Below are 24,827 nucleotides of genomic sequence, written 5' to 3'. Positions count from 1 at the left end.
CCGCAGCGCGACGCCTTCGCCCGTCATCGCGTCGGCGGGCGGGAGGAAAAGATCAAGCGATGGCGATGTTCTTGAAGCGGAGGAACTCCTCGATGCCCTGTCGGCCGCCTTCCTTGCCGATGCCGCTGAGGCCGATGCCGCCGAACGCGCGATTGACACCGAGGTTCATCGCGCCGTTGATCAGGACTTCACCGGTGACCAACTCTTCGGCGACTCGGTGCGCGCGGCGCAGATCGTTGGTCTGGATGTAGCCGGACAGGCCGTACTCGCTGCTGTTGGCGATCTCGATCGCCTCCTCCTCGGTGGCGAACGGAGTGATGGCGAGCACCGGGCCGAACACCTCCTTCTGCGCGAGTTCCGACCCGGGGTCCACGTCCGCGAACACGGTCGGTTCGAGGAAGAATCCGTCGGCGAGCGCCCCTCCGACCCGGCGGCCACCGGTGACCAGACGTGCGCCGTCTGCCTGCGCGCGCTCGATCATGGCGAGGATGCGATGCAGAGCTGCCTCGTTGACGACGGGCCCGGATACGGTCCCCTCGGCCAGCGGATCGCCTACGGTCAGGTACTGGGCGAAGGCCTTGACCCGGCCGATCATCTCTTCATAGATGCTGTCCTGCACCAACATTCGGGTCGGCAGTGCGCAGCCCTGACCACTGAGAGCGCCGATGGACATCATCGTGCCGTGCGAGCATGCCTGGTCGAGGTCGGCGTCGGCGAACACGATATTCGCCGATTTGCCGCCGAGTTCGAGGACCGACGGCTTCATCAGATCGGCGCAGCTGTGCAGGATCTTGCGCGCGGTGTCGGGGCCGCCGGTGAAGGTCACCTTCTTGACCAGCGGATGCGCGACGAGCGCGGCGCCTGCCTCCGGAGCACCCGGCAGCACGTTGACCACACCCTCTGGTATCCCCGCCCGCTCGACCAGATCAGCGAAGAGTTCGGCCGTGAACGGGGTCAGCTCGGACGGCTTGACCACCACCGTGTTGCCTGCGGCGAGCGCGGCCGGAATCTTCATCGCGAGCGAGATGAGTGGCCCGTTCCAGGTGATGATCACGCCGATCACGCCGTACGGCTGTCCGAGCGAGTACGAGAACTCGCCATCCGGGCCGAACGCTCCGGTGACCTCCGAGGTGAGCTTGTCCGCCCAGCCCGCGTAGTAGCGGGTCCACTCGATGGACGACGCGACCAGGCCTGCCGCCACCGGCACGGGGGTCCCGTTGTCGAGCGCACCCAGGCGAGCGAACTCGTCGGCGTCGGCCTCGATCAGGTCGGCGAGCCGGGTCAGCATGCGCCTGCGCTCGGCAGGCCGGGTCCGGCGCCAACTCGCGAAAGCCTCGTGCGCGGCACGCACCGCCCGATCGACCTCGGCCGGGCCCGCCAACGGAATCAACGCGTCCACCTGACCGTCGACCGGGTTGATGTGCTCGTGTACGCCGCCCGATCCGGTCACGATTCGCTCGGCACCGATTCGGAGGTGCACCGCGGGCCTGGTCGTGTCGACTGCCTGACTGCTCATGGATGAGTCACTCGCTTCACTGCGATCGAATGAGAGATAACAACGCCATCTTAGTTATCTATGTTGCGTAGCTCACACAGTATTACGGACTCTATATGTCCGCAAGTAGCAAATATCGGACCACCGATGCGCGACATCGATCAGGGGGTGTGATTGGTTGATCCGACACGAACACGCAGACACTCGCCTCGAGGGGAGAACCCACATGGCCCGGCAAGCCGCACCGCTCGGGCGCCCGCGTGACCCCGAACTGGACGAGAAGCTGATGACCGCGGCATTGCTCGAGTACGCCCGGCTCGGCTGGGGTGCATTCACCATGCAGGGCGTCGCGAGGCGGGCGGGCGTCGGAAAGGCGGCCCTCTATCTGCGCTGGGCGAACAAGGAGCAACTGCTGGCCGACAGCGTCGAATCGGTGGCGCTGACCTTACGCGTCAATGTGGATACCGGCTCGCTGACCGGCGATTTGACCGCGCTGGCCACCGCGTTGCTCGAGCATTTCCTGGATCCCATCGGCTGGGCGACTCTGCGTATCACCATCGATGTCACCGCCGAGTTCACCGATCTGCAGCCCTTCCAGCAGCGCATCGTGAAGTCCCTGCGCGCGTCGGCGGCCGGAGCCTTCGATCGCGCCGTGGAGCGCGGCGAAATGGCCCGCGGCACCGCCCACGAGCCGCTGATCGAGTCTCTGTTCGGCTCCGTGCTGATGCATACGCTGTCGCGCTCGCAAGAGGAACGCGACCATGCCCGCGCGCACCCCGGCGAGCACGTCGGCCCGCTGGTCGATGTGATCGTTCGATCCGTCCAACCAACAAAGAAGTGATTGCACATAGATAACCCAGTGGGTTAACTTGGGTCCAAATCATGCGCCCACACCCGCACACGGGCATCCGATGGTGAACCGTGTCGAATTGACGGAGGATCACCATGACCGGCCTCGAGGGCAAAGTCGCCCTGATCACTGGCGCCGCACGCGGGCAGGGCCGCTCCCACGCGGTGCGCTTGGCGAGCGAGGGGGCCGACATCATCGCCCTCGATATCTGCGCCGACATCGACACCATGGACTATCCCAACGCCGATTCGGCGGACTTGAAGGAGACCGTCACCCAAGTCGAGGCGCTCGGCAGGCGGATCGTGGCCATCGAGACCGATGTCCGCGACGCCGCCGCGACCCGCGCGGCAGTCGACCACGGCTACGAGACTTTCGGACGGATCGACATCGTGCTGTCCAACGCGGGCATCGTGCGGCTCAGCGACGGCCCCGACGACTACGCCCGCGCGTGGCAGGACGTGATGTCGACAAACCTGAGCGGCGGATTCCACGTCGTCACAGCCGCGGTTCCGCATATGGTCTCCGGCGGGCGGGGCGGTTCGATCGTGTTCACCGGATCCACGGCGGGCGTGCGTCCCACCGCGAACCTGAATCCCGCCGCACTGGCCTATACCGCGTCCAAATGGGGCCTGGTCGGCATCTGCAAGCAGTACGCCGCGTCGCTGGCAGAGCACTCGATCCGGGTCAACATCGTGCACCCGACCGGCGTCGCGTCCGGCATGACGATGAACGAGGCGATGGGCCGCCTCATGCAGGAGGCCGCCGCGGGAGGCGACAACTCCATCGCCCAGATGCAGAACGCGCTGCCGATCGCGATCCTGCAACCGAGCGACATCTCCGACGCCATCGCATTCCTCGTTTCCGATCAGGCCAAATGGATCACCGGGGTATCCCTACCGGTGGACGCGGGATTCTCCATCCGCTGAGCCTCACTCGTCGGATGGGGTCGGCACAGGCCGCCCCACTCGCGCAGAACCTCGAAGGGACTTCGAGGTTCACGGCGACGATCTCGTCGGCGAGTCCCGCACGCGGTACGCCTCACTCCCGAGGTGAACGGTCAGCCGAGTCCGTACTCCTCCAGGAGGGAGGCGTACCGCGCGCGGGCGGCGTCTCGGCGCGTCGGAATATGTTCGGAGGGAAAGAGTCCCGCAGCAGGTCGATATCCGTCGAGCACCCGTTTGGCGACAGTCGTCTTGTGCACCTCGGTAGGGCCGTCGGCCAGGGCCAGCGAGGGCACGCTTGTCCACCATTCGTAGAGCGGCAGTTCGGTGCTGACGCCGAGTGAACCGTGAAGCTGTACGGCCCGGCCGATGATGTCGGCGAAGACTTTCGCCATCGCCACCTTGCACATCGCGATATCGGTGCGTGCCGCGCCGTACGGCTCGTTGTCGATGATCCACGCGGTCCGCATCACCAGCAGCCGGAACTGGGCCAGTTCGATCCACGAATCCGCGATGAACTGTTGAACCATCTGCTTGTCCGCGAGCAACTCGCCCTGCGTGCGCCGCGACAGCACCCGCTCGGCCATCATGTCGAACGCGCGTCGGCATTTGCCGACCGTACGCATCGCGTGGTGCACCCGGCCACCGCCGAGTCGGGCCTGCGCTACCTCGAACCCCTGTCCGGGGCCGCCGAGAATCGCATCGGCGGGCACCCGCACGTCGTTGTACCGGATGTAACCGTGCGTGCCCTCGTCGAGTTCCTCCCGATCAGGCATCACCACGACGTTGCGAATGATCTCGATTCCCGGCGTCTCGGCGGGCACCACGAACATCGACATCCGTCGATAGGGAGATGCGTCAGGATCGGTGACAGCCATGACGATGAAGAAGGCCGCGTAACGGGCATTGGAGGAGAACCATTTCTGTCCGGTGATGACCCACTCGTCACCATCGCGGCGTGCGGCGCAGACGAATTCCTTCGGGTCGGCGCCCGCCTGCGGTTCGGTCATCGAGAAACACGAGACGATATCGCCGTCGAGCAACGGCCGCAGGTACCGCGACTTCTGCTCCGGGGTGCCGAACATGGCCAGTATCTCGGCGTTACCCGTGTCCGGCGCCGCGGTACCGAACACGGTCGGCGCCCACATCGAGCGGCCGAGGATCTCGTTCATCAAAGCGAGCCGGACCTGTCCGTAGCCCTGTCCGCCGAGTTCAGGTCCGAGGTGACATGCCCACAGCCCCCGTTCGCGCACCCGCTGCTGCAGTGGTCTCAGGATCGCGCGCGCAGCCTTGTTCTCGGTGTTGTACGGCTGACCGATATGCGGGAACAGCAAGTCCAGTGGCTCACACTCTTCACGGACGAAGGTATCCATCCAATCGAGCTCGGCTTGGAAGTCGGGGTCCGTACGGAATTCCCACATGGTTCTCGGATCCTTTGTGTCAGAGGAAAAATAGTGTGCGGACCGGTGACGGTCACTGCCCGAGCAGGGCCATCGCCTCATCGAGCAAACCCGGCAGCGCGGGCTCCATCCGCCGAAACGGTGCGGGCATGACCTCCGCCTTGCGGGCCCGCTTGATCAGCAGCGCGGTGGCTGCGGCTTCCTTGTACCGGGTCAGCGCGTCGAACCAGGTCAGATCGGGAACAGCCTGTCCGAGTGCGTGCTCGTACTCCCGGACCACCTCCGCGATGATCGGCGTGCCGCACGGCTCGACACCGGGCGCGGCCGGGTGGTGCGCCTCGTCGGTGAAGTAGGTCAGCCAACTCAGGTCGACCCGCGGATCGCCGACCGACCAGATCTCCCAGTCGATGATCGCGGTGACCCGATCGCCTTCGCACAGGGTGTTGCCGAGCCGGTAGTCACCATGGTTGATCACCGGCTCGACCGGTTCGGGCATGCACCCGCGTAGCGCCTGCGCACAGGTTCTGTAGTCGCCCTGCAGGTCGGGCGGTGCAGTCTCGAACGCTGTTGTCCACCTGTCGATCTCGTTGCCCAGGGAGACGATGGACTCGTCACCGAGACCGACCTTCGCCGGCTCGACACGGTGGAGGTGGGCGAGTATGCGGGCTGCGTCGAGGTATCTGGCTCGGATTCGGGGCATCGACGCGACTTCTCGCGCCTCATCGAGAATCGGCTCGACACACTCTCCCGCAACCAGATTCATCGCCACGAACGGCGAAGTCCGGGGCGGGACGCCCTCGTCTTCGAACAGCACGGCGGGCACCCGCACGCCCGGCGCGTGCGCCAAGGCGGCCATCACGCGACTCTGTCGTAGTACGTCCCTGTTGCGCACAGGCGCCAACCCGGGCGGCGCGACCTTCAGCACGACCGGGATGTCCACCCCCGGCGCAGTCAGGGTCGCGGTATAGGTCAGGCTCGATGCCCCACCGGCCAATTGCCGCACGCCCGACACCTGCGCGCCCGCGATGGACCGTGCCGCCGCCGAGGTCGCGCGTACCGCGAGTTCATCGGCGAAGGTCGCCTCGTCCAGCCGAATAGCCGAATCTGACTGTCGCATCGAAATGTTCCTCTCAGAGCGAGAACAGGACCGCTCACGGGTCCGGCTACAAAAATCGAACTCTCATTCTGAGAACATCATTCTGACTTCAGTGATGGATGTCAACCCCGGAAACAGCGAAACGCGGGCCCGGAAACCGGGACCCGCGTTGCGACAGAACACTATCGATGAATCAGAGCGTCAGATTCTCACGCCTGGGCCGGGCGGAACACCGGCAGTTGCCAGCCGTCCGAAATCGGCCAGAAGGTCACCTCCAGCTCCATCCCGATCCGCACCTCGCTCGGATCCACGTCGATGACATTGGTGACCAGCCGAGCATCACCGGCACCCTCGAGCGAGACCACCGCACCGACCATGGTGATGTCGGGAATTCCGGGGAAGCCGTGGATCACCGCGTAGCTGTAGACACTGCCGCGCCCCGAGAGCTGTTTCCAGTTCTTCTCGGTGGACTGACATTCCGGACAGAACGGAGTCGGCGGCATCCGGAAGTGCCCGCACGAACCACACTGCAGCACAACGAGTTCACCGTCCTTGGCATGTAACCAGAACGGCTCGGTGTCACTGTTGGTGGTAATACGGACCGCTTCGGCAGGCAACGCTGTCGCACGCACGTCACTCATGCCGCGCTCCCCAGGATCAAGCCGCTGACCGGCAGCGAAGCGGGTCCGCCTGTGGCAAGGGCGAACTCGGCATCCTTCACCTGGTTGATCGCAGTACCGCGCATCTGCTCGACCGCCTCCTTGATATGGGTCATCCCGATGATGTAGGCCTCCGACAGCTGGCCGCCATGGGTATTGACCGGGATCGACCCGCCTTGATAGCGGATCGCACCGCTCTCGACGAAATCGCCACCTTCCCCCTTGGCGCAGAATCCGTAGTCCTCGAGTTGCATGAGCACCATGGGTGTGAAGTGGTCGTAGAGCAGTGCCACGTCGATGTCCTCGGCGGTCAAGCCCGACTGTTTCCAGAGCCGTTCGGCGATCGGCGCGTTGCCCGAAGACGCGAAATACTCATCGGGCATCCCGTACCAGGCGAACGCGCGGCCCCACTCTCGACGGCCGCCGTGCGCGACCGCGACGACCGGAACCGGCTTCTGCCTCAGATCCGCGGCCCGTTCGGTACTTGTGGTGATGACCGCGACGGCCCCCTCGGTCTCGAGACAGAAGTCGTAGAGACAGAGCGGATCGGCGATCATACGCCCGTTGAAGTACTCCTCCTTGGTCAACGGCTTCTTCTGAATCGCCTTGGGGCGGTTGAGCGCGTTCTCCCGGGTGGAGATGGCGATCTCAGCGAACGCGTCGCGACGAGTGCCGTATAGATGCATATGCCGACGCGCCAGCACCGACATCAGATGCCCCGGACCGGACAGCCCCGACGGCTGCAGGAAGGAGTTGATCGGATCCGGCGCGCTGGCCGCGAACACCGAGCCCAGGCGCTGTCTGTCCTGCTGCAACGTCATCACCGTGACCACCGTGGTGGCATCCCCGGCCATGATCGCCGCACGGGCGAGTCCGATCGAACCGGCCGCACCGCCGCCACCGGAGGTCAGCGACGCAGTGAAGGTGACCTCCGGGATACCCAGGGTCTCCATGAAGTCGGCGGTGTCCATCTTGTCGCCGTATCCGGCGCCCGCCCCGGAGTAGTAGGCGAATCCGTCGATTTCCTTGACCGAGATGCCCGCGTCTTCGCACGCCGCCAGGATCGCCTTGCCCGCCAACTCCAGATTCGTCTGCGGAGCGGACCCGCCGCGTTTGTAGTACGGAGTCGCCCCTACACCGACGATCGCGACATCCCTCAAGCCGTTGGACACATCAACACTCCATTCTGGTTGCCGCCGATCACCGACGCTGAATTTTCGCGTGTGGATCAGACACAGCACGCACCCGCATCATGTGAATACGAAGCCACTTCACATATATCACATAGTAATCTATCAAGAACAGGAGGGCGCCTACCGCACGACCCTCTCGCCCAGTATGGTCGCCGAAAGTTCAAATCTCCCTCGCGCCGCGGAACAACAGACCCCACCTGGCGGCCCACGTCCGGCGCGAACAGAAGAGCGACGGCCCCCACCTGCGCAATCACACAGATGCGCCTCGCTGACCCCGACGCAGGGGCGACATGGCCACCACACACACCCGGGATCGCGTCGCCGCAGGTCCAGACGACCGCATCTGCGCTTGCGTCGCAGCGACCAGCATTACCTATTGAACTTAGTACGATATATTGTAGTAGCTTGGGCAATTCACCGGGCAGGTGCGGCGCACACAGTCCGCACGCGGATACCCCGCGCGCCGACCAGATGGTTTACTTGGCCGACGAAGATGAACTACGGGAGGTAATAAGTGGCTGACAGGGCCCTCGCACCGATCTTCGACTCGCGCAATGCGGCGTCTCGCCCCATCCGGACGCCGAAGACCGCCGAACTGGTTGCACGCAACCTCCGCAGCATGATCATCGACGGCAGCCTGAAGGACGGCGATCACCTCCCGAACGAGGCCGAGCTGATGGAGCACTACTCCGTCAGCCGCCCCACCCTCCGCGAGGCGGTGCGCGTCCTCGAATCCGAACGTCTCGTCGAAGTGCGCCGCGGGTCTCGCTCCGGTGCGCGCGTGTGCGTCCCCGGCCCCGAGATCGTTGCACGACCGGCGTCGCTGCTGCTCGAATTGTCCGGCGCCACAGTGGCGGATGTGTTCGTCGCGCGCGAGGCCATCGAGCCCGACGCGGCCCGCATCCTCGCGACGGAGGGCACCGAGGAGGACTTCGACGAACTGGAGCGAATCGTCGACGAGGAGATCCCCGCGGCCTTCGCCTCCGACAACCTCGCCGCTGGCACTTCGGCGTTCCACTTGCGGATGGTGCAACTGTCCGGGAACGCGACACTGGCCATTATCGCCGGAATGCTCCACGAGATCACCGAACGCCACACCGGCGCGGTGCTTCTCGACACCCGCCCGGACAAGGAGCGCTACGAGTCCTCGTACAAACTCGAGATCCGTTCCTGCCGACGGTTGATCAAATTGCTGCGCGCCCGAGACGCGGAAGGCGCGTTCACGCACTGGCAGAAGCACATGGTCAACGCCCGCCTGTCACTGCTGGAGGGCCGTGAAGACGTCCAGGTGCGCGACATTCTCGATTGACCCTCCCGACAACGTGCGCCGAGTGAACGGTGCGGTTTCGGGCATCCCCGAACCCGCCCCCGGCGCCCGGACAAGCCGAATCGCCGGGTGGCAGCGCACACCCGGCGATTTCGTTTCGACTTCCCGCTCGTAGAACCGGATTCAGTTGGCGGGCTTGCGGGCCGCGGCCCTCAGCTCACCGTTCCGTGCGAGCATCTGTGCGGCGACCGCCTCCAGGTCCTTGGGCGCGCTCGGCAGTGCGACCAGGCCGCCTTCACGGCTCGGCAACGCGATGGTGGCACTCGCGGGGCAGGTGACCTCGCCGCGCTGGCTGGTACCGCGGAACTCGACGTCGACCAGGTAGCGATCGCCGTCGATCCGTTTGCCGACGACTTCACCGGTGATGGTGTGGGTGTCGCCCTGGTAGTTGAACTTGCGCATCTGGCTCGACATGCTCACCAGCCATGCGTTGTCGCCCATCCAGTCGGTGATGTAGTGCGAGAGCCAGCAGTCGCGCATCATGCCGTAGTCGTACGCGGCGGGCAGACCGATCGAGCGCGCGTAGTCGCTGTCCCAGTGGATTCGCTGCGCGACGTCCGGAATCCCCTGCTCGTTCGGAATGTAGAACGCCGCGATGCGCTGACGATTCTGATAGGTCAGGCGGCCGGTCGACGGCGTGTAGGGAGCGAAACCGTAACCACCGGAATGGAAGACAACCATATCGGTGGTCGTGAGCGGTCCCTTGGCCATCGTGCCGAGGTTCTCGCCCACCGCGACGTCCTCGAAGTACCTCGTGTCGGCGCCTCGGCGCCGTTCGGCCGCGTAGATCTCATCGATCTTCGCGATGTCTTCGGGGGTATAGGTGGCAGGCTCGGTCGCCTGGTACTTGTTGCGCTTCTTCGATTCGTGGCGCTCGGTGTGGATCGTGATGACCTTCTGCACCTGAACGACTTCGGCACGCTGGTTCATCTGCACATGCGAGCGGGTGACGATCAGGGAGCGGCCCGCGAACTCGGACTCCTTGAGTTCCACGTCACTGAAACCTTGGAACGAGTACAGGGTGTCACCGTCGTAGACAGGGCGATACCACTCGGTCGTGGTCCCCGAGACGAATACGTGGATGCCTCGGAACGAGGGGCGGCGCTGCTCCTTGGGGACCGGGTCGGCCAGTAGTCCTCGGGTAAGGGCGATATTGATCATCGGGGGCGCGATCTGGCCGCCCCAGCGGGTGTCGAGGCCGTACTCCTCGTCGACGAAGAGCGGGTTGTCGTCACCGTAGCTGCGCGCGAAGTTGCGCATGACATCCGGCGTAGCGCGGGTGAACTGCTCACGCTGGGTCACCGCGTGGTAGATGCCGACCAGATCTCGCGCGCGCTGGATGTCCTGGTCGCGGAAGGTGTACACCTGCGGCGCGTCGTTCTGCTTCTCTTCCGTGGTCGTCATCTCTACCTCCGTGATCGTGAGCTGATGTGGGCCCGCGCGCGATTCCGCGACCGAGTCCGATACCCGAGGGGCGCACATCCCACCTTACATAGAAAGTAAACTAAGTAAAAGAGGTCGCGCCTTCTTCCTAGTCCAGATATATATCTAAGTTATCTATGTAACGCCGCCTGTCGGGCGAAGAAACGGCGGTGCCCCTCCCATCCGGGAAGGGGCACCGCCGTCGATCGGATCCAGCGTTCAGGCCACGACGTCGTCGGCCAGAATCCGCTCCAGCACATGACGACGCACGAGCTTTCCGGTCTCGGTGCGGGGCAGTTCGTCCCAGTACACGATCCGCTCGGGCGTCTTGCTGCCGCGCAGTACCGCGCGCACGTAGTCCTGCAGATCCTCGGCGGCCAGCTCCATACCGGCGCGCACCACGACGGCCGCCTCGATCCGCTGTCCCCACTCTTCGTCCGGCACACCCACGACCGCGGTGTCGAGCACTGCGGGATGCCGGAGGATGACGTCCTCGATCTCGGCGGGCGCGATGTTCTCGGCTCCACGAATGATCGTGTCGTCCAGACGTCCACCTATGTACAGGTATCCGGCTTCATCGACGAACCCTTTGTCTCTTGTGTCGAAGAAGCCGCGGTCGTCGACCGCGCGTCCGATACCCGCGTACTCGGCCGATACCTGCTCACCCCGCACGCAGATGCTGCCGGTGACACCGGGACCGACCACCGCACCGTCCGCGTCTCGGATCTCGAGGTCGATGCCCGGAACCACCCGCCCGACCGAGCCCAGCCGAGCACGAACGGCGGGCTCGGCACTGGCGAGCGCTTCCCGATGATCATCGGGTCCGAGCACCGCGACCGTGGAGCTGGTCTCGGTCAGCCCGTAGGCATTGACGAACCCGACCTCGGGCCACATCCGCAGCGCCCTCTCGATGAGGGCGGTGGGCATCGGAGCCCCGCCGTAGGCGAGACTGCGCAACGAGGGCAGCGACTTGTCGTCGTCGGCTTCGATGATCCGCGACAGCATTGTGGGGACGACCAGCGCATTCGTGATCTCCTCCTCGCGCGCGAGCTGGAGCCACTGCATGGGGGTGAACTGTTCGAGCACCAGGGTTCGTCGACCGGAATACAGGCTGGTGATCGCATTCGCCACTGCCGCGATGTGATAAGGCGGAACACTGATGAGCGCGGCGTCCGCGGGCTCGGCGGAAGCGAACTCGACCGACCCGAAGACGTAGGAGGTGAGATTCTCGTGCCGCAGCAACACACCCTTCGGAGCCGAAGTCGTGCCACTCGTGTAGATCACGACCGCCGGTGCGTCGGAATCGGTTGTGACATCGTCGCCTGCGGCGGGTTCGGCAGTTCGGGCCAACCACTGCTCGGGAGTGAGAGCAGCCAGGCCCGCATCCCGCATCGCGGACACTTGCGCTTCGTCGGCGATGCCGATCGCGCGCGGATGGTTGGCGAGCAACGCCTGGAGTTGCTCGGCACCGAGTCGATAGTTCACCGGAACCAACGGCACCCCGGCCCGCGCCGCGGAGAACATCGCGACCGGGAAGGCAGGGCCGTTGACCGCGAGGTAGACCACCGCGTCGGCACCCGCTTCGCGAATCGCCGCGGCACCCGCCTGGGACATCTCACCGAGTCGTGCAGCCGTGATTCCGCCGTCGCGACGACCGATCACCACACGATCCCCGAAACCATCGATCGCCATGTCCAGCAGCATCGTCAAATTCATTCGAAACTCCACTAGGTTCGCGTACTGGTCGAATCGGCCGTCAGTCCGACGACGGCAGCGGTTTTGCCTCTTTGACCTGCAGCGAACGGTCATCTATCGCCAGCGAACCGTCACCCCCCTTGGTGCACAGCACCTCGAGACCCGTTTCCTCATCGACGTAGCGCTTACCGAGCAGCGTGCCGGAGCGACGTTCGGGGTCGATGCCGCTGCCATCGCCGAGTCCTGCGCGGCCCGCCACCATCTCCGCACCGCCACAGGTAAGAGCGATCTCCCCCTGGGGTGCCCGCACGACGATGAGTGCGGTCGCGTCGGTGGTGCTTGCCAACGACTGGCCTACTTTGAGAATCACGTGTACCTCCATCTGCGTCTCCGACCGGAACTGGCCAGCAGTCTCGGAATCTCACCGGCCTGAGACTCCTGTCACGTAGTTAAGATAGTACTATAAGTGAGAGAGGTGCAGTAGAGCCCTCCCAGAATAACGACGCCCCTCGTGCAGTCCTCACCAACTCCACGAGGGACCACCGGATAGGAACACATATGGAGATCAACGGTAAGAACGCGATCGTCGTCGGCGGCGCCTCCGGCATGGGCAAGGCCAGCGCCGTCGCTCTCGCCGCGGCGGGTGCGCGAGTCGCGATCCTCGACCGGGAAGCCAGCGACGGCAAAGCGATCGCCGACGAGATCGGCGGCGTCTTCCACGCCATCGACATCACCGACTTCGACGGTACCGAAGAGGTCCTCGCGGCCGCGGTCTCAGACCTGGGAAGCCTGCACATCGCTGTCAACACTGCAGGAGGTGGCACGGTCAAGAAGACCCTCGGCCGTAACGGTCCGCACGATCTCGAGACCTTCCGCCAGGTCATCGACCTGAACCTGATCTCCACCTTCAACCTCAACCGCCTGCAAGCGCTGCATATGAGCAAGAACGAGGCAGAGGACTCCGAGCGAGGCGTCATCATCAACACCTCCTCCATCGCGGCGTTCGAGGGCCAGATCGGCCAGGTCGCCTACACCGCGTCCAAGGCGGGCATCGCCGGTATGGCCCTGGTGATGGCCCGCGACCTCGGCCCCCAGGGCATACGGGTACTCGCCATCGCGCCGAGCCTCTTCGCGACCGGCGCCACGGCGGGTTTCACCGACGAGCAGGTCGCGCCGCTGGTCGAGGACGCCGCGTTCCCGAAGCGGATGGGGCGACCGGAAGAGTACGCGAAACTCGCGCTCGCCATCGTGGACAACCAGATGCTCAACGGTCAGTGTCTGCGACTGGACGCCGGTCAGCGGTTCGCACCCCGCTGATTCATCCACACCAGCAAGGAGCTCGCTCACCATGTCGTTGGCACTGACGGATGACCACCTCGCTATCGCGGACGCGGTCCGATCGTTCCTCGCCGATCAGAAGGCGCGGGAACTCGCGCGGGCCTTCCTCGACAGTCCGGACGCGGACGCGTCCGGACTGTGGCAGCAGTTGGCCGAGCTCGGCTGGCTCGGGCTGCACCTGCCCACCGAGGTCGGAGGCGACGCCTACGGGCTACCCGAATTGGCGATCGTCGCGGAGGAACTCGGCGCGGTGATCGCGCCGATCCCGTTCGTCGCGACCGTCGTCACTTCTTCCCTGCTCGCCGCCGCCGACGCGAACACCGCGGCGCAGGCGCTGCTTCCCGGATTCGCGGACGGTTCGCACCGCGCGGGACTCGGCCTCAGCGGTGCGCTGGTCGACGACGGGACCGGCACGGTGAGCGGCATCGCGGGCCCGGTCGTGGGCGCAGGCGCGGCCACCCTGCTCGCGGTTCGGGTCGGAAACGACATCGCACTTGTGCGAGCGGACGCCGACGGCGTCGACTCCGAAGTCGTCGACGCGCTCGATCACACACTGCAGATCCGTAACGTGACGCTGCGGCGGGTCACCCCCGAAGCAGTCCTGCGCGATGCTGCAGCAGTCGCCGCCCGCACCGCGCAGATCCTCGGCGCCGCCGAAGCGGCCGGCGGCGCCCGGGCCACCCTCGAGCACGCATTGGGCTATGCGAAGGTCCGTGAGCAGTTCGGACGCACCATCGGCTCGTTCCAGGCTGTCAAACACCACCTCGCGAACATGCTGGCCGGTTCCGAGCTGGCAGTCGCCACAGCCTGGGACGCCGCGCGCGCGGGCGTGGACGGTGTACAGGGCGCGCTGGCGGCGAATGTCGCGGGGGTGATCGCCTACGACCAGTACGTTCTCAATGCCGAGAAGAGCCTGCAGATCCATGGTGGGATCGGCTTCACCTGGGAGCACGATTGCCATCTGTATCTGCGCCGCGCCCAGAGCATTCGAGCGTTGTTCGGTGCGGTGGGCGTCGCAGGGGACGCGGTGTACGCGAGTGCGGCCGAGGGGGTGCGGCGCGAGTACGCCGTCGATCTACCACCCGAGGCCGAGGGGTTCCGCGCCGAAGTATCCGCGTTCGTCGCCGAGCTGAGCACCGCGCCGGAATCCGATCGGCGGCCGATGCTGGTCGACTCCGGCTATCTGATGCCGCACTGGCGCAAGCCTTTCGGCCGTGCGGCCGGTCCGGTGGAACAGCTCGTCATCGACGAGGAATTCACCGGGGTGGAATTGCCGCACCTGGGTATCGGGGCCTGGGTCACGCTGACACTGAGCCAGCACGGCACACCGGCGCAGATCGAACGGTGGATTCGAGCGAGTCTGCTCGGTGAACTGGTCTGGTGTCAGTTGTTCTCCGAGCCCGGCGCCGGTTCGGACGCGGCAGCGGTGAGCACCCGTGGCGTGCGGGCCGAAGGCGGCTGGCGAGTGACTGGACAGAAGGTCTGGACGTCGAACGCGCAGAACTGCAATCGGGGGCTGGCGACCATACGGACCGATCGCAACACGCCGAAACACCGGGGAATCACGGCGATGGTTATCGATCTCGACGCCCCCGGGGTCGAGGTGCGTCCCCTACGTGAGATCACCGGCGACGCCGTGTTCAACGAGGTGTTCTTCGACGATGTATTCGTCCCCGACGCCGATGTCGTCGGCGAGGTCGACAACGGCTGGACAGTCGCCCGCGCGACACTCGGCAACGAGCGTGTCTCCATCGGCGGCATGGCGCACGGCCGGACACCTTTCGACCTGATCGATCTCGTACGCGCGGGCGGAGCCGATGCGGCGAAGGTTCGGGAGGTCGCGAACCTGCTCGCCCACGAACAGGCGCTGCGGGTGCTGAACCTGCGCCACGTCGCCCGTGCCGTCACCGGCGCTGCGCCTGGCCCCGAGGGGAGCGTCACCAAGATGCTCTCGGCCGAGCATCTGCAGCACACCGCCGAGGCCGGTATGCGGCTCGCGGGCGCGGCCGCGGTGGTGGGACAACTCCCGGAGGTCGGCCGCGACTACCTGTTCGGCCGGGCGCACACCATTGCCGGCGGCACGTCGGAGATCAATCGCAATGTGATCGCCGAGCGGTTACTCGGACTTCCTCGCGAGCCGATGCCACGCTGACCAGCGCTACTCGGGTGCCTTCTCCCAGCGCCCCGGCGTCCCGACGACTACCACCGCCGGGACGCTGGGGCTCTACCCGCGCAGCAAGAAGTCTTACTTAGTTATATACTTCGATTCATGTCCAGTTCCCTAGAGGCAGGCGTGCTCGATCCCCCGCGCGACCCTCATCCACCACTCGGGCGCATCCTCGAACTCGAGGAGGTCGACACCGACCTCTACCTCGGCCGTTCCTACAACGACACGGCCTTGCGCATATACGGCGGCCAGGCCGTCGGGCAGGCTCTGGTCGCCGCGGGCCGAACAGTGCCCCCGGAACGCCGAACACATTCGCTGCACGGGCATTTCATCCACCCCGGCAACCCGCACTCGCCCGTGCTGTACTACGTCGAGCGAGTCAGAGACGGCGGAAGTTTCACCACCCGATCGGTGCGGGCGACTCAAGCTGGACAGACCATCTTCCTGCTGACCGCGTCCTTCCAGCGCCGCGAAGAAGGGCTCTCATACCAGGCCACCGAATCCACCGCGCCCCCGCCGGAGGATTTGCCCACCTTCGACGACTCGGTCGACCCGGAGTATCTGGCGGGGGCCGCGTGGCTACCTCATCTACGCGCGAACATCGCCGTCGATTTCCGATTCCCGGAGGAGTATCCGCGAATCGCCAACGCGCGCGGCGAGTCCCGCCCCCCTCGCCAGAGGGCTTGGGTCCGGACAGCCGAACGGCTCGACGCCGACCCCCTGACCCAGGCGGCTGGCTTCGCGTATGCCTCGGATCTGTTCCTCCTGTCATCGACGCTACCTCCGCACGCCGTCACCATCGACGAGCCCGGCCTGCAACTCGCCAGCCTCGACCACACCGTCTGGTTGCACGAGGAATTCCGAGCCGACGAATGGCACCTCTACGAACAGGAAGGACTGTGGACCGGCGGCGCCCGCGGACTCGCACGTGGCCACCTCTACGACCGCAACGGCGTTCTCGTGGCCAGCACCGCGCAAGAAGGGCTGCTGAGACTGGGAAGAAGTCGTGCGTAGCCGCGAACTCTCTGCCGCACAACAATATTGACTCGACTATCGGCTGGCAGGTGCGCCCGTCCATGCTGTCGGCGGGATGCCCGCGTCAGGGAGCAATGTGCGGCGAGCGAACGCGATCCACTCGACCAGGTGCGGATCCTGATGCGGATTACGCGGCTCGAAAGCATAGGTCATTGCTACCCCCCGCATGCCAGTATTCAGCATCTCACGAACCGCGATGTAGCCCGGTTTCGCCACCAGCGCGGGACCGAAGAAATTATCGGTGGCCGAACGCACCATAGCACCCATCACATGCTCCTCCGGAATCAGCGCAGCCCTGAGGTGCTCGTGCGAGCGCGCCGCCATCCACAATTCCATCGAGGCCCAGAAATACGGCTGCTGATATGTCATCCACATCGCCTCCACCGCGACTGCGATACGCTCGTGCTCGCTGGTCGGCCAGTCGGTGCGCGAGCCGAGGTGACGCACCCGTTCGGCAGCGAGATGATGGACAGCCGCGATCAACAACGCGTCCCGTGACGGGAAGTGGTGCAGAAGGCGGCCCCGCGAAACAGCGGCCGCTTCTTGGATCGCCAAAGTGGTCGCGCCGGAGTATCCACTATCGACCAGGACCCGAACCGCAGCATCCAGAATCTGGATTCTGCTGATTCGGCTACGCCCTTGCTCGCGCGCTGTATCGTCCACCCACCCGCCTCCTGCTCGACCACCGACTCCGATGATCGATCATCATCCAGTGACGTCGCGACCGATCAGTCGTCGGGCGATCATCCACTGCTGCAATTCGTTGGCTCCTTCGAAGATCTCCAGAATCTTGGCATCGCGATAGAGTTCTTCGAGCCGCACCGACTCTCCCGTTTCTGCGACCTGGCGGGCGAAACCGTATCCGCCATGGATCTGCATGGAGTCGCGCACGGTGTCCACAGCGATCCGAGTTCCGAAAGCTTTTGCCATCGCCGCCTCCGGTTCGGCCGAGTGGTCACCACGGTCCAGCCGGATCGCGGCCTTCTGATAGAGGCTGCGGGCCATCTCGATCTCGGTAGCCCGTTCGGCCATCTTGAACTGCCAATACTGCATCCTCCCGAGCGGCCCACCGAATAGATTTCGGGTGCGCAGACGATCCACCGCCAGATCCAGCGCGGCCTGCGCGACGCCCACGCCCGCGGCGCCGATCCCGATCCGCCCTCGAGTCAAGCAGGACAACGCGACCGACAGGCCTGCGCCGGGATCACCCAGCAGATTCGTTCGCGGTACGAACACATCCTCGAAAACGATGTCCGCAGTGAGCTGGCCGCGGTGGCCCATCTTGAGATCAGGGGCACCGACCCGAACTCCGGGTGAATTGCGCAGGTCGATCATCAGCATGTTCATCCGGGCGCCACTACGGCACAGCACCGCAGCCCATGACGCCACTACGCTGTTGGTGATCCATCGCTTACGTCCGTTCACCAGGAAGCCGCCCTCGGTCGGGGTCGCGATAGTCTGCAACGCGTCCACCGACAGATCACTACTCGCAGCGGGCTCGGTCGTCGCGAACGAGAAGGCCTCCGTCCCGGACACGAGTGCGGGCAGCAGCCGCGATCGCAGTTCCCCGCTCGCGAAACTCAGAGCTTGCGGTACCAGGATGCACTGCCCGTCGTACACGCCAGCCATCGATGACGAGTGGTACGCGATCTCCTCTGTGGCGGTGCATGTGCCGAGCATCGGGAATTCCAGTCCACGACCATATTTCGCGTCGAATGGAAGGCCGAACAAACCCTCGGAAGCGAGTCCGCGGAAAGCATCCCACGGAAAGTTTTCCACCGACTCCGCCTGCTCCCCGATCCGACGCGCCACGGGCGCGACCACACGGGTCACCGCTGCTCGAGTCTCCGCACGCAGCGCGACAGTCTCGGCGGGAAGCCAGGTGTCGTGCCACATCGAGTCCTGCGTGCGGCGAATCGCAGTTGCGACGACGGCGTTCTGTGTCATGGGATGCCCTCCGGCTCGGCGCATTTCGTGTGAGCGAGTATGTCGATGAGGCCCACAGCAGATCAACCAACAAAACAGTCAATCCAGACTGTTGATTAACGGTACGATGATCTAGGCTCGATTGCAAGCAGCATTCGATATCACGCATTCGAGGCCGCCTGCCTCGATCATGCAAACAATCAGATCAGACTGCAGAATGTGATCCGGCGTCTGAACCTATCCGACCATGAGATTGGCCAATCGAACATTGCCACGGGCGACCAGTCGCGCGGCCTCGTCGCGCACAGTCACCTCCCACAGTTGCTGGCTGCGTCCGCGGTGCAACGGAAGCGCCTCCGCAGACAGCGCACCCTCCGACACCGAGCGGAGAAAGTCGGTGTTGTTGTTGACGCCCACAACATTCCATTCCGGCCCGGCCCAGGCCGCACCCCCGACGCTCGCGAGCGTCTCGACGATCGCGCAGTAGACGCCTCCATGCACGATGCCCGCGGGCTGGTGATGTTCGGGCCCGATCTGCACCGTGCAACGAACACGATCCCCGGTGACCTCGATCCAGGACAGACCGAGCACTCCGTTGAATCCGGCCGTGACGACGACGGCATCTTCACTCATCTTCGCTCCTGTCGAAATATCTTCTGTATCAACGTGGCCCATACGACCAGCCCACCCCGGATGGGACAGGCGGGCAGGGCGCTACTCATTCCGGGCCCGCGCTTCGATTCCGAGCGCGCCCTTGATCGATGACGGTGGTCCGTCGATCGGCGACGCGGGATGGATCGAACCCCTCCATCCACGCGCGAGAGGTCGCATCCTCGACGACCAGCGCCGGATCGACGAGATGAGCCTCGGCGCGGCGGTACGACTCCAGTAACGTCCGGACGCCCGCCCGATCGTTGCCGACCACCGAGACCGCCACCTCGATCGCCGCGGGTAGAAGCTCCTCATGCGGCACGACTTCGGTCACCAGACCTACCCGCAGCGCGGTCGCCGCGTCGACGAACTCACCCGACAGGCTCATGCGGCGCGCGAAGCCGCGTCCCACCGTCGCAGGCAGTCGGGAGGTCAGACCCCAGCCGGGGAGGACTCCGACTCCGGCATGGGTGTCGGCGAACCGAGCGCGCTCCGAAGCGACGAGGAAGTCACAGGCCAGCGCCACTTCCAAACCGCCGGTGATCGCCGCACCGTTGACGGCGCCGATCATCGGTTTCGACAGTGGACGCCAGGGATGCCCGATCGGGATGCCCGCCTCCTCGACCCGAACGGCATTGTCTCCGGTCGCACCAAGTTCACGCAGATCCAATCCCGCGCAGAACGCCGGATCGGTGCCGGTCAGGATGATCGCGTCGACGCGATCATCGTCGTCCGCGGCGGCGAGTTCGCGACGTAGCGCCTCGATCAGACCACTGGTCAGCGCATTTCGTGCGGCCGGACGGTGCAGCGTGAGGATGAGGACCCCACCGCGCTGTTCGACGAGCAGGATCGGCTCCCTCGGTACTTCGGCGTTGGCCATATCTACTCCTCGACGCGTCACCTGCCGGTCAACCATCGGACAGCTTACCTGACTTGTTAATCTAGGTTATCTAGGTAATGTGTTGCCGTATCCGCGCAGTCCGCGCCGACCGAGGACGTCTCCGCGCACGGTGCTGTGACATACGGCGACGTAGCCACCCGGACAGTGCGCGACGCTCGACAGCGAATCGGTGACACAAGGAGTTCGAGTGACCAACCCGCTGACCGACCGGCTCGCGGCGGCCGTCGAATCCCGACTCCACGCGTACCTCCCGCCGGAGACCTTCACCGCGAACACCCCGGTCGGGAACTGCCAGGGCGTGACGGATCAGGTGGCGATGTCAGGAACTCCCATGCACTACCCCACGGTGCTGGTCAGGTCGAAAACCTGGCCGCAGGTACCGAAAACGATGATCTCACGGTATCGCGTCTGGGCAGCCCCGCCACGGATCCTCAGGATCAGGACGCCCGCCACCCGTGCACTTCGTACTTCCCGAACTGTTGGGCCGCGGCGGCTCGAGCAACCTGCGACTCGACAGCATCGGCAAGGCTGTCAGCGAATACTCGCGCGCCCGCGTGGTCGAACTACCCGTCGAACTACTCGAACATCAAGTGATGCGACGGTCGGGCGACCTCGTGAGCGAGAACCCGAATGAACGATTTACAAGGAGGCACCGGTTTGGTAGTCGAAATCCCAGCGGGCCTGGTCGCCAGAGGACCGGCCGAGCCCACACCACCTCGGCGCCCCGGGTCCGTGCGGCGCACATCGACCATCGATATGCGGTGGCCCGACGGCCCCGGAACCCGACTCCGGCTGGCCGGGCGCGCACGCGATCTCCTGACACCCCACGACGGCGGCGATCCGGCGGTGCTGCGCGAGGACAGCATGCGGGTGGGAATCGACTCCGCGACGCGCACTATCGAGGAGATCGACACCGATCCTCCTCGCCCGAATGTGGCGAAGTTGATCGGCGCGCGAGGCGGCGGCAACTCACGCGCTGTGCTCGCCGCGGCCATGGCAGACGAGTCCTCGGCGGGAACCCCGCTGTACCTGCTGCTCGACGACATCGCGGGCGCGTCCCTCATCGCCGGGTTCGCCTACTCGCGATGGGTCGACCGCGACCTGCTCATACAGGCGGTCAGCGCCGGGCCGGTCCGCGATATGACCGGCATCTGCACGGGATTCCAACCCGGTTCCGGCGCCCTGATGCCGGATGGTTCTTCCAAATGGAATCATCAGGTCCGGCCCGTCGAACCCCTGCCGCGCGCGGACGACGCAGTGAGTTGGCACGCGCTGGAAGAGATCACGGACATGTCGATGCGTCGAGCACGCCGTATCGACGTACACGTCGGGGAGGTCATCTGCATCGACTCGATGTTCCAGGACAGTTCGACAATGCCAGCGGGAGGCCGCGTCGCGGTACACGAGTACCGCCTGACGGCCACCGCACATCCGGACACCGGGGAGCTGCTGACGATCGACGCAGACCCCCGCGTACTGCCCTACGACGAGTGCCCCCTTGCCTCACGCAATGTTGAAAAGATACTTGGCACAACGCTTTCCGAACTCCGCGCGGTCGTGCTCGCCGAGTTCTCCGGTATCGAGGGCTGCACCCACCTCAACGACGCGATGCGGGCACTCGCCGAGGTTCCCAGCCTGGTCCGGGCCCTGCGTTACGACGAAAGCCCCGAGCGTCGACGATAGAACCGAGCTTCCACCACGACCGGGACGATCACCCGCGGCGCTTACGCCATCCCGATCCCCCCGAGGCAGAATCGCAGCAGATGCTCGCGGTCGGCCGCGGTCGGGATCGTGCCGCTTTCGTGATAGCGGGTGGTCATACTGAGAACCAACGTTTGCACCAACAGCGCGGAGCGCTCGTGATCGACAACTCCGGCGTCGGCCAGAACCGCGTCGAGCACGCCCAGAATCCGTTGGTGACCGACGGGTTCGATCTCACTCTTGTCCCGGGCGACCTGGCCGACATTCCACAGGATCACCGCACTGAGTTCCGACAGACGGGAGTCCTCGATCTGCGCCAACACGCCGTCGATCCAGGCTCGGATCCGATCGTGGGCGTCCGAACACTTCGAGACACGATGGTCCAAATAGCTGCACAGCGTCAGCAGTCCCTGCTCGTAGGTCGCCACGATGACGTCATCACGCCCCCGGAAGTGGCGATAGAACGCCTGGTTCGTCACGCCGGCCTCCCGAACGATCTCGGCCACCTTGGGAACCTCCGTCCGCCCCTTGCGGAGCATGACGTCCTGGGTGGCACGGATCAGTTTCTCGACCTCGTCGTCGTACAGCGCCTGCCTGGCGGGATTGGCGACCCGACGTAGGTGGCGACCACCGGAAAGGACCGATCCCGCGACTTTCCCGCTGCGGTCGGTCACCGGCACCCCCCTGACTTCAGAACGACGGTTCGGAAACGACGTTCTGACTCTAACACTGGCTGCGGGACCACCGGTCTACGCGGGGAGGCTTCCCGTGTGAATGCGCGCTTGGCGCAGCCCCTCTTCCTGAGTCGGCGCCCGGGTCTCCCACTCACCGCATGTGCAGAAGGCGCGGTAGTGATCGCCTTCTGGCAGCACGGCCTGGCCGTCGTGCCAGCCACCGGTATTCGCGATCGCCATGAAGAATTCCAGCGGCTTCTCGTTCAGACCGCTCTCGTCGTCGTCCATCGTTCGTTCCTCGCTCTCGACTGTCCGGCCGGTTCGATCAGTGCGCGTCGACGGGGACCGGCGGGACATCCGGGAACAGCTCGTAGAAGGTGCCCTGCGTGATCCGCAGCCGAGTCTCGTCGCAGATTCCGTCGAACAGCCCTTTGAGAGTGTCCTGGGTGTGTCCGAAAGTGCCTTCCATATGCGGGTAGTCACTGCCGAACATCACATTCTTGTAGCCCATGTGCTCGTAGGCCGCGACCGCGGTCTCATCGTGCTGGAACGAGGCGTAGATCTGGGAGAACAGGATTTCCTTCGGATCGCGCTTCAGCTTGGGCCGCACCGCCATATGGTGCTGACGGTAGCCCTCGATCATGCGGTCACCGAGGAACGGAACCCATGTCGCGCCTCCCTCGGAGATGAGCACCTTGAGATCCGGATGGCGGTCCAGCGCACCGGAGGCGACCATCTTCATCGCGGCGCGCTGACCGGAGAACGTGGTCTCGGTGTAGTTCATGACCGCGCCGCCGGGACCACGGTAGGTCTGACCGGCACTGCCCGAGGTCATATCGACCGGATCCGTACCGATGTGGAATGCCAGGACGATGCCCGCGTCCTCGGCGACCGCCCACAGCGGCTCCCAGCTGTCACGGTGCCAGTCGTCGGCGCTCGGATGCGGCGTCGTGGGCAGGAATACCGCCTTGAAGCCGTGCTCTGCCGCCCATTTCAGCTCTTCCACGGCGTCGTCGACATCCAGGGTCGAGATCTGCGCGGTGACGACATAGCGGTTCGATACAGCGACGATCTCCTCCAGCGCCCACTCGTTGCTGGCACGCATGCAGGCTTTCAGGAGTTCCGGGGTGCGAAAGGTCGACGCCCACATACCCAGCGACGGGAAGATGACCTCGCCCCACACGCCCTCCTTGTCGAGGTCGTCGAGCCGAGCGCGCGCGTCACGGACACCTTTGGGCTTGTGACTTTCCTCCACGAACTTCACCGCCGCCGAAGAGGGCAACTTTCGCCGGAACGACTGACCGTCCACGTGCACGGTCTCCCACTCTCCGTCGGCTTCCTTCTCCGCGCGCGGAGTGAGGTCTGCGAGGCGTTTCGGCAGTCGGCTCTGCCAGAGGTCATCCGGCTCCAGGAAGTGCGAATCGCCGGAATTCGTCCAGATCTTGGTCACGTCTATCTCCCAACAGGTTCGAAGGCGCGGTCACGATGCCGGTGGAACACCAGGTCGGCCGCCACGAATCCAGCATCGCACCTCCAGATGCCCTTGTCCAGACATTTTTAATCAATATCCATTATCTTTTTGCCCGATCCTGCGATGCTCTGCCTTCCACTACGTCCCATCCTCGATCATGTAAGGTCATAACATTAGGTTTGGACATACTTCCGGGACAGGTGTTCGATGACAGACGCGCCACGCACCGTCGAACGCGCAAACACGCGCAAACATGCGACCGGCGAGACAACCCGGGTCGCACTACTGGAGGCAGCCGAGCAACTGTTCGCCACCCGAGGACCGGACGCCGTCACTTCGCGCGAAATCCAGCTGGCCGCGGGCCAATCCAACTCGTCGGTGATCGGCTACCACTTCGGATCACGCGACGGACTGATCCGCGCGTTGATCGAATACCGCCTGGCCGACCTCGACGCGGACCGGCAGGCCGTACTCCACCAGATGCGCGCCGACGGCACCGAGGCCGATCCGCGCGCCGTGGTCTGGCTCATCGTCCGCCCACTCGCCAACAGCATCGGCGCCGGGCAGATGTTCGTTCCGTTCCTCGCCAGGCTCAGCGAGAATCCGGAAGCCCGCACCGAATACTGGCCGCAGCACCTCGATGACCCGTGGAGTTCGGATCGCATGGAGGAATTGGTCGAGGCGGCTCTACAGGATCTACCCGAACGCGTGCGCCGGGGCCGCACCTTTCAGCTGTACAACAGCGTGTTGAATCTGCTCGGCTCCAGCGCGCGGACGACACACCGCATCAGCGAGGCTCAGCTGCACAACTACGTCGACGGCTGGGTCGGGATGCTCACCGCCCCGATCTCGTACGAGACCCGCGGACTACTGACCGAGTGAACC

23 protein-coding genes are annotated in these 24,827 nt (G+C 65.0%); 8 read left to right on the top strand and 15 right to left on the bottom strand.

All coding sequences use genetic code 11. The features are described from left to right. Positions 1–52: 52 nt before the first annotated feature. Positions 53–1,516 (bottom strand): aldehyde dehydrogenase family protein, encoded by a 1,464-nt coding sequence (locus tag DAT37_RS21765; protein ID WP_109526680.1) that lies wholly within the window; start codon positions 1,514–1,516, stop codon positions 53–55. Between the two features lie 205 nt (positions 1,517–1,721). Between DAT37_RS21765 and DAT37_RS21760 the strand changes: the two genes are divergently transcribed. Further along, positions 1,722–2,336 carry a TetR/AcrR family transcriptional regulator gene (locus DAT37_RS21760; RefSeq protein ID WP_109526679.1) on the top strand — a complete coding sequence of 205 codons (615 nt, stop codon included), beginning with the start codon at positions 1,722–1,724 and terminating at the stop codon, positions 2,334–2,336. A 104-nt stretch (positions 2,337–2,440) separates the two neighbouring features. After that, on the top strand, positions 2,441–3,271 hold the full coding sequence (locus tag DAT37_RS21755; RefSeq protein WP_109526678.1) for a mycofactocin-coupled SDR family oxidoreductase: 831 nt from the start codon (positions 2,441–2,443) through the stop codon (positions 3,269–3,271). A gap of 131 nt (positions 3,272–3,402) precedes the next feature. Here the strand turns inward: DAT37_RS21755 and DAT37_RS21750 are convergent, their stop codons facing one another. From DAT37_RS21750 to DAT37_RS21735, 4 genes are all read right to left on the bottom strand, one after another. Continuing rightward, a complete protein-coding gene (locus DAT37_RS21750) occupies positions 3,403–4,707 on the bottom strand; it encodes an acyl-CoA dehydrogenase family protein (RefSeq protein WP_109526677.1) in 1,305 nt (434 codons plus the stop codon). 52 nt (positions 4,708–4,759) lie between these two features. Then, on the bottom strand, positions 4,760–5,803 hold the full coding sequence (locus tag DAT37_RS21745; RefSeq protein WP_109526676.1) for a phosphotransferase family protein: 1,044 nt from the start codon (positions 5,801–5,803) through the stop codon (positions 4,760–4,762). A 188-nt stretch (positions 5,804–5,991) separates the two neighbouring features. Continuing rightward, positions 5,992–6,423, bottom strand: coding sequence for a Zn-ribbon domain-containing OB-fold protein (locus DAT37_RS21740; RefSeq protein WP_109526675.1), 432 nt, complete (start codon positions 6,421–6,423; stop codon positions 5,992–5,994). Further along, entirely contained in the window at positions 6,420–7,613 is a 1,194-nt protein-coding gene (locus DAT37_RS21735; RefSeq protein ID WP_109526674.1) for a thiolase C-terminal domain-containing protein, read from the bottom strand. Before DAT37_RS21735 ends, DAT37_RS21740 begins: the two co-directional genes overlap by 4 nt. 535 nt (positions 7,614–8,148) lie before the next feature. Between DAT37_RS21735 and DAT37_RS21730 the strand changes: the two genes are divergently transcribed. Beyond that, positions 8,149–8,943, top strand: a complete 795-nt coding sequence (locus tag DAT37_RS21730) for a FadR/GntR family transcriptional regulator (RefSeq protein WP_109526673.1) — start codon at positions 8,149–8,151, stop codon at positions 8,941–8,943. A 141-nt stretch (positions 8,944–9,084) separates the two neighbouring features. Here the strand turns inward: DAT37_RS21730 and DAT37_RS21725 are convergent, their stop codons facing one another. From DAT37_RS21725 to DAT37_RS21715, 3 genes are all read right to left on the bottom strand, one after another. Continuing rightward, the gene (locus DAT37_RS21725) at positions 9,085–10,365 is read right to left on the bottom strand and encodes an FAS1-like dehydratase domain-containing protein (RefSeq protein WP_109526672.1); all 1,281 of its coding nucleotides are present in this window, start codon (positions 10,363–10,365) and stop codon (positions 9,085–9,087) included. Positions 10,366–10,602: 237 nt separating this feature from the next. After that, the gene (locus DAT37_RS21720) at positions 10,603–12,099 is read right to left on the bottom strand and encodes a class I adenylate-forming enzyme family protein (RefSeq protein ID WP_109526671.1); all 1,497 of its coding nucleotides are present in this window, start codon (positions 12,097–12,099) and stop codon (positions 10,603–10,605) included. Between the two features lie 40 nt (positions 12,100–12,139). Next, positions 12,140–12,460: a hypothetical protein gene (locus tag DAT37_RS21715; RefSeq protein ID WP_232839916.1), complete on the bottom strand. Its 321-nt coding sequence runs from the start codon at positions 12,458–12,460 to the stop codon at positions 12,140–12,142. Positions 12,461–12,636: 176 nt separating this feature from the next. On the opposite strand from DAT37_RS21715, the gene DAT37_RS21710 reads away from it, so the two are divergent. From DAT37_RS21710 to DAT37_RS21700, 3 genes are all read left to right on the top strand, one after another. Further along, positions 12,637–13,395: an SDR family NAD(P)-dependent oxidoreductase gene (locus DAT37_RS21710; RefSeq protein WP_109526670.1), complete on the top strand. Its 759-nt coding sequence runs from the start codon at positions 12,637–12,639 to the stop codon at positions 13,393–13,395. A gap of 31 nt (positions 13,396–13,426) precedes the next feature. Further along, positions 13,427–15,568: an acyl-CoA dehydrogenase gene (locus DAT37_RS21705; protein ID WP_109526669.1), complete on the top strand. Its 2,142-nt coding sequence runs from the start codon at positions 13,427–13,429 to the stop codon at positions 15,566–15,568. Between the two features lie 117 nt (positions 15,569–15,685). Further along, complete coding sequence (locus DAT37_RS21700; protein ID WP_109526668.1) at positions 15,686–16,597, top strand: acyl-CoA thioesterase; 912 nt, start codon at positions 15,686–15,688, stop codon at positions 16,595–16,597. 36 nt (positions 16,598–16,633) lie between these two features. On the opposite strand, the gene DAT37_RS21695 is transcribed toward DAT37_RS21700, so the two are convergent. The 4 genes from DAT37_RS21695 to DAT37_RS21680 form a co-directional block, all read right to left on the bottom strand. Beyond that, positions 16,634–17,281, bottom strand: a complete 648-nt coding sequence (locus DAT37_RS21695; RefSeq protein WP_109526667.1) for a TetR/AcrR family transcriptional regulator — start codon at positions 17,279–17,281, stop codon at positions 16,634–16,636. A 42-nt stretch (positions 17,282–17,323) separates the two neighbouring features. Further along, positions 17,324–18,565, bottom strand: coding sequence for an acyl-CoA dehydrogenase family protein (locus DAT37_RS21690; protein ID WP_109526666.1), 1,242 nt, complete (start codon positions 18,563–18,565; stop codon positions 17,324–17,326). A gap of 216 nt (positions 18,566–18,781) precedes the next feature. Beyond that, entirely contained in the window at positions 18,782–19,177 is a 396-nt protein-coding gene (locus tag DAT37_RS21685; RefSeq protein ID WP_109526665.1) for a PaaI family thioesterase, read from the bottom strand. A gap of 85 nt (positions 19,178–19,262) precedes the next feature. Continuing rightward, positions 19,263–20,075: an enoyl-CoA hydratase gene (locus DAT37_RS21680; RefSeq protein WP_109526664.1), complete on the bottom strand. Its 813-nt coding sequence runs from the start codon at positions 20,073–20,075 to the stop codon at positions 19,263–19,265. A gap of 678 nt (positions 20,076–20,753) precedes the next feature. Here DAT37_RS21680 and DAT37_RS21670 point away from each other — a divergent pair. Continuing rightward, the gene (locus DAT37_RS21670) at positions 20,754–21,779 is read left to right on the top strand and encodes a DUF2889 domain-containing protein (RefSeq protein ID WP_232839915.1); all 1,026 of its coding nucleotides are present in this window, start codon (positions 20,754–20,756) and stop codon (positions 21,777–21,779) included. Between the two features lie 41 nt (positions 21,780–21,820). Here the strand turns inward: DAT37_RS21670 and DAT37_RS21665 are convergent, their stop codons facing one another. From DAT37_RS21665 to DAT37_RS21655, 3 genes are all read right to left on the bottom strand, one after another. Next, positions 21,821–22,471, bottom strand: coding sequence for a TetR/AcrR family transcriptional regulator (locus DAT37_RS21665; protein WP_157978607.1), 651 nt, complete (start codon positions 22,469–22,471; stop codon positions 21,821–21,823). A 75-nt stretch (positions 22,472–22,546) separates the two neighbouring features. Continuing rightward, complete coding sequence (locus DAT37_RS21660) at positions 22,547–22,759, bottom strand: hypothetical protein (protein WP_109526660.1); 213 nt, start codon at positions 22,757–22,759, stop codon at positions 22,547–22,549. Positions 22,760–22,796: 37 nt separating this feature from the next. Next, the gene (locus DAT37_RS21655; protein WP_109526659.1) at positions 22,797–23,921 is read right to left on the bottom strand and encodes an amidohydrolase family protein; all 1,125 of its coding nucleotides are present in this window, start codon (positions 23,919–23,921) and stop codon (positions 22,797–22,799) included. Between the two features lie 228 nt (positions 23,922–24,149). Here DAT37_RS21655 and DAT37_RS21650 point away from each other — a divergent pair, with 228 nt between their 5' ends. After that, the gene (locus DAT37_RS21650) at positions 24,150–24,824 is read left to right on the top strand and encodes a TetR/AcrR family transcriptional regulator (protein ID WP_109526658.1); all 675 of its coding nucleotides are present in this window, start codon (positions 24,150–24,152) and stop codon (positions 24,822–24,824) included. Positions 24,825–24,827: the final 3 nt, after the last annotated feature.

The sequence above is a fragment of the Nocardia aurea genome (genome assembly GCF_003123685.1).
GTDB lineage: Bacteria > Actinomycetota > Actinomycetes > Mycobacteriales > Mycobacteriaceae > Nocardia > Nocardia aurea.
Note: the sequence above shows the minus strand (reverse complement) of the source record. Positions and strands in the feature narration are given on the sequence as shown.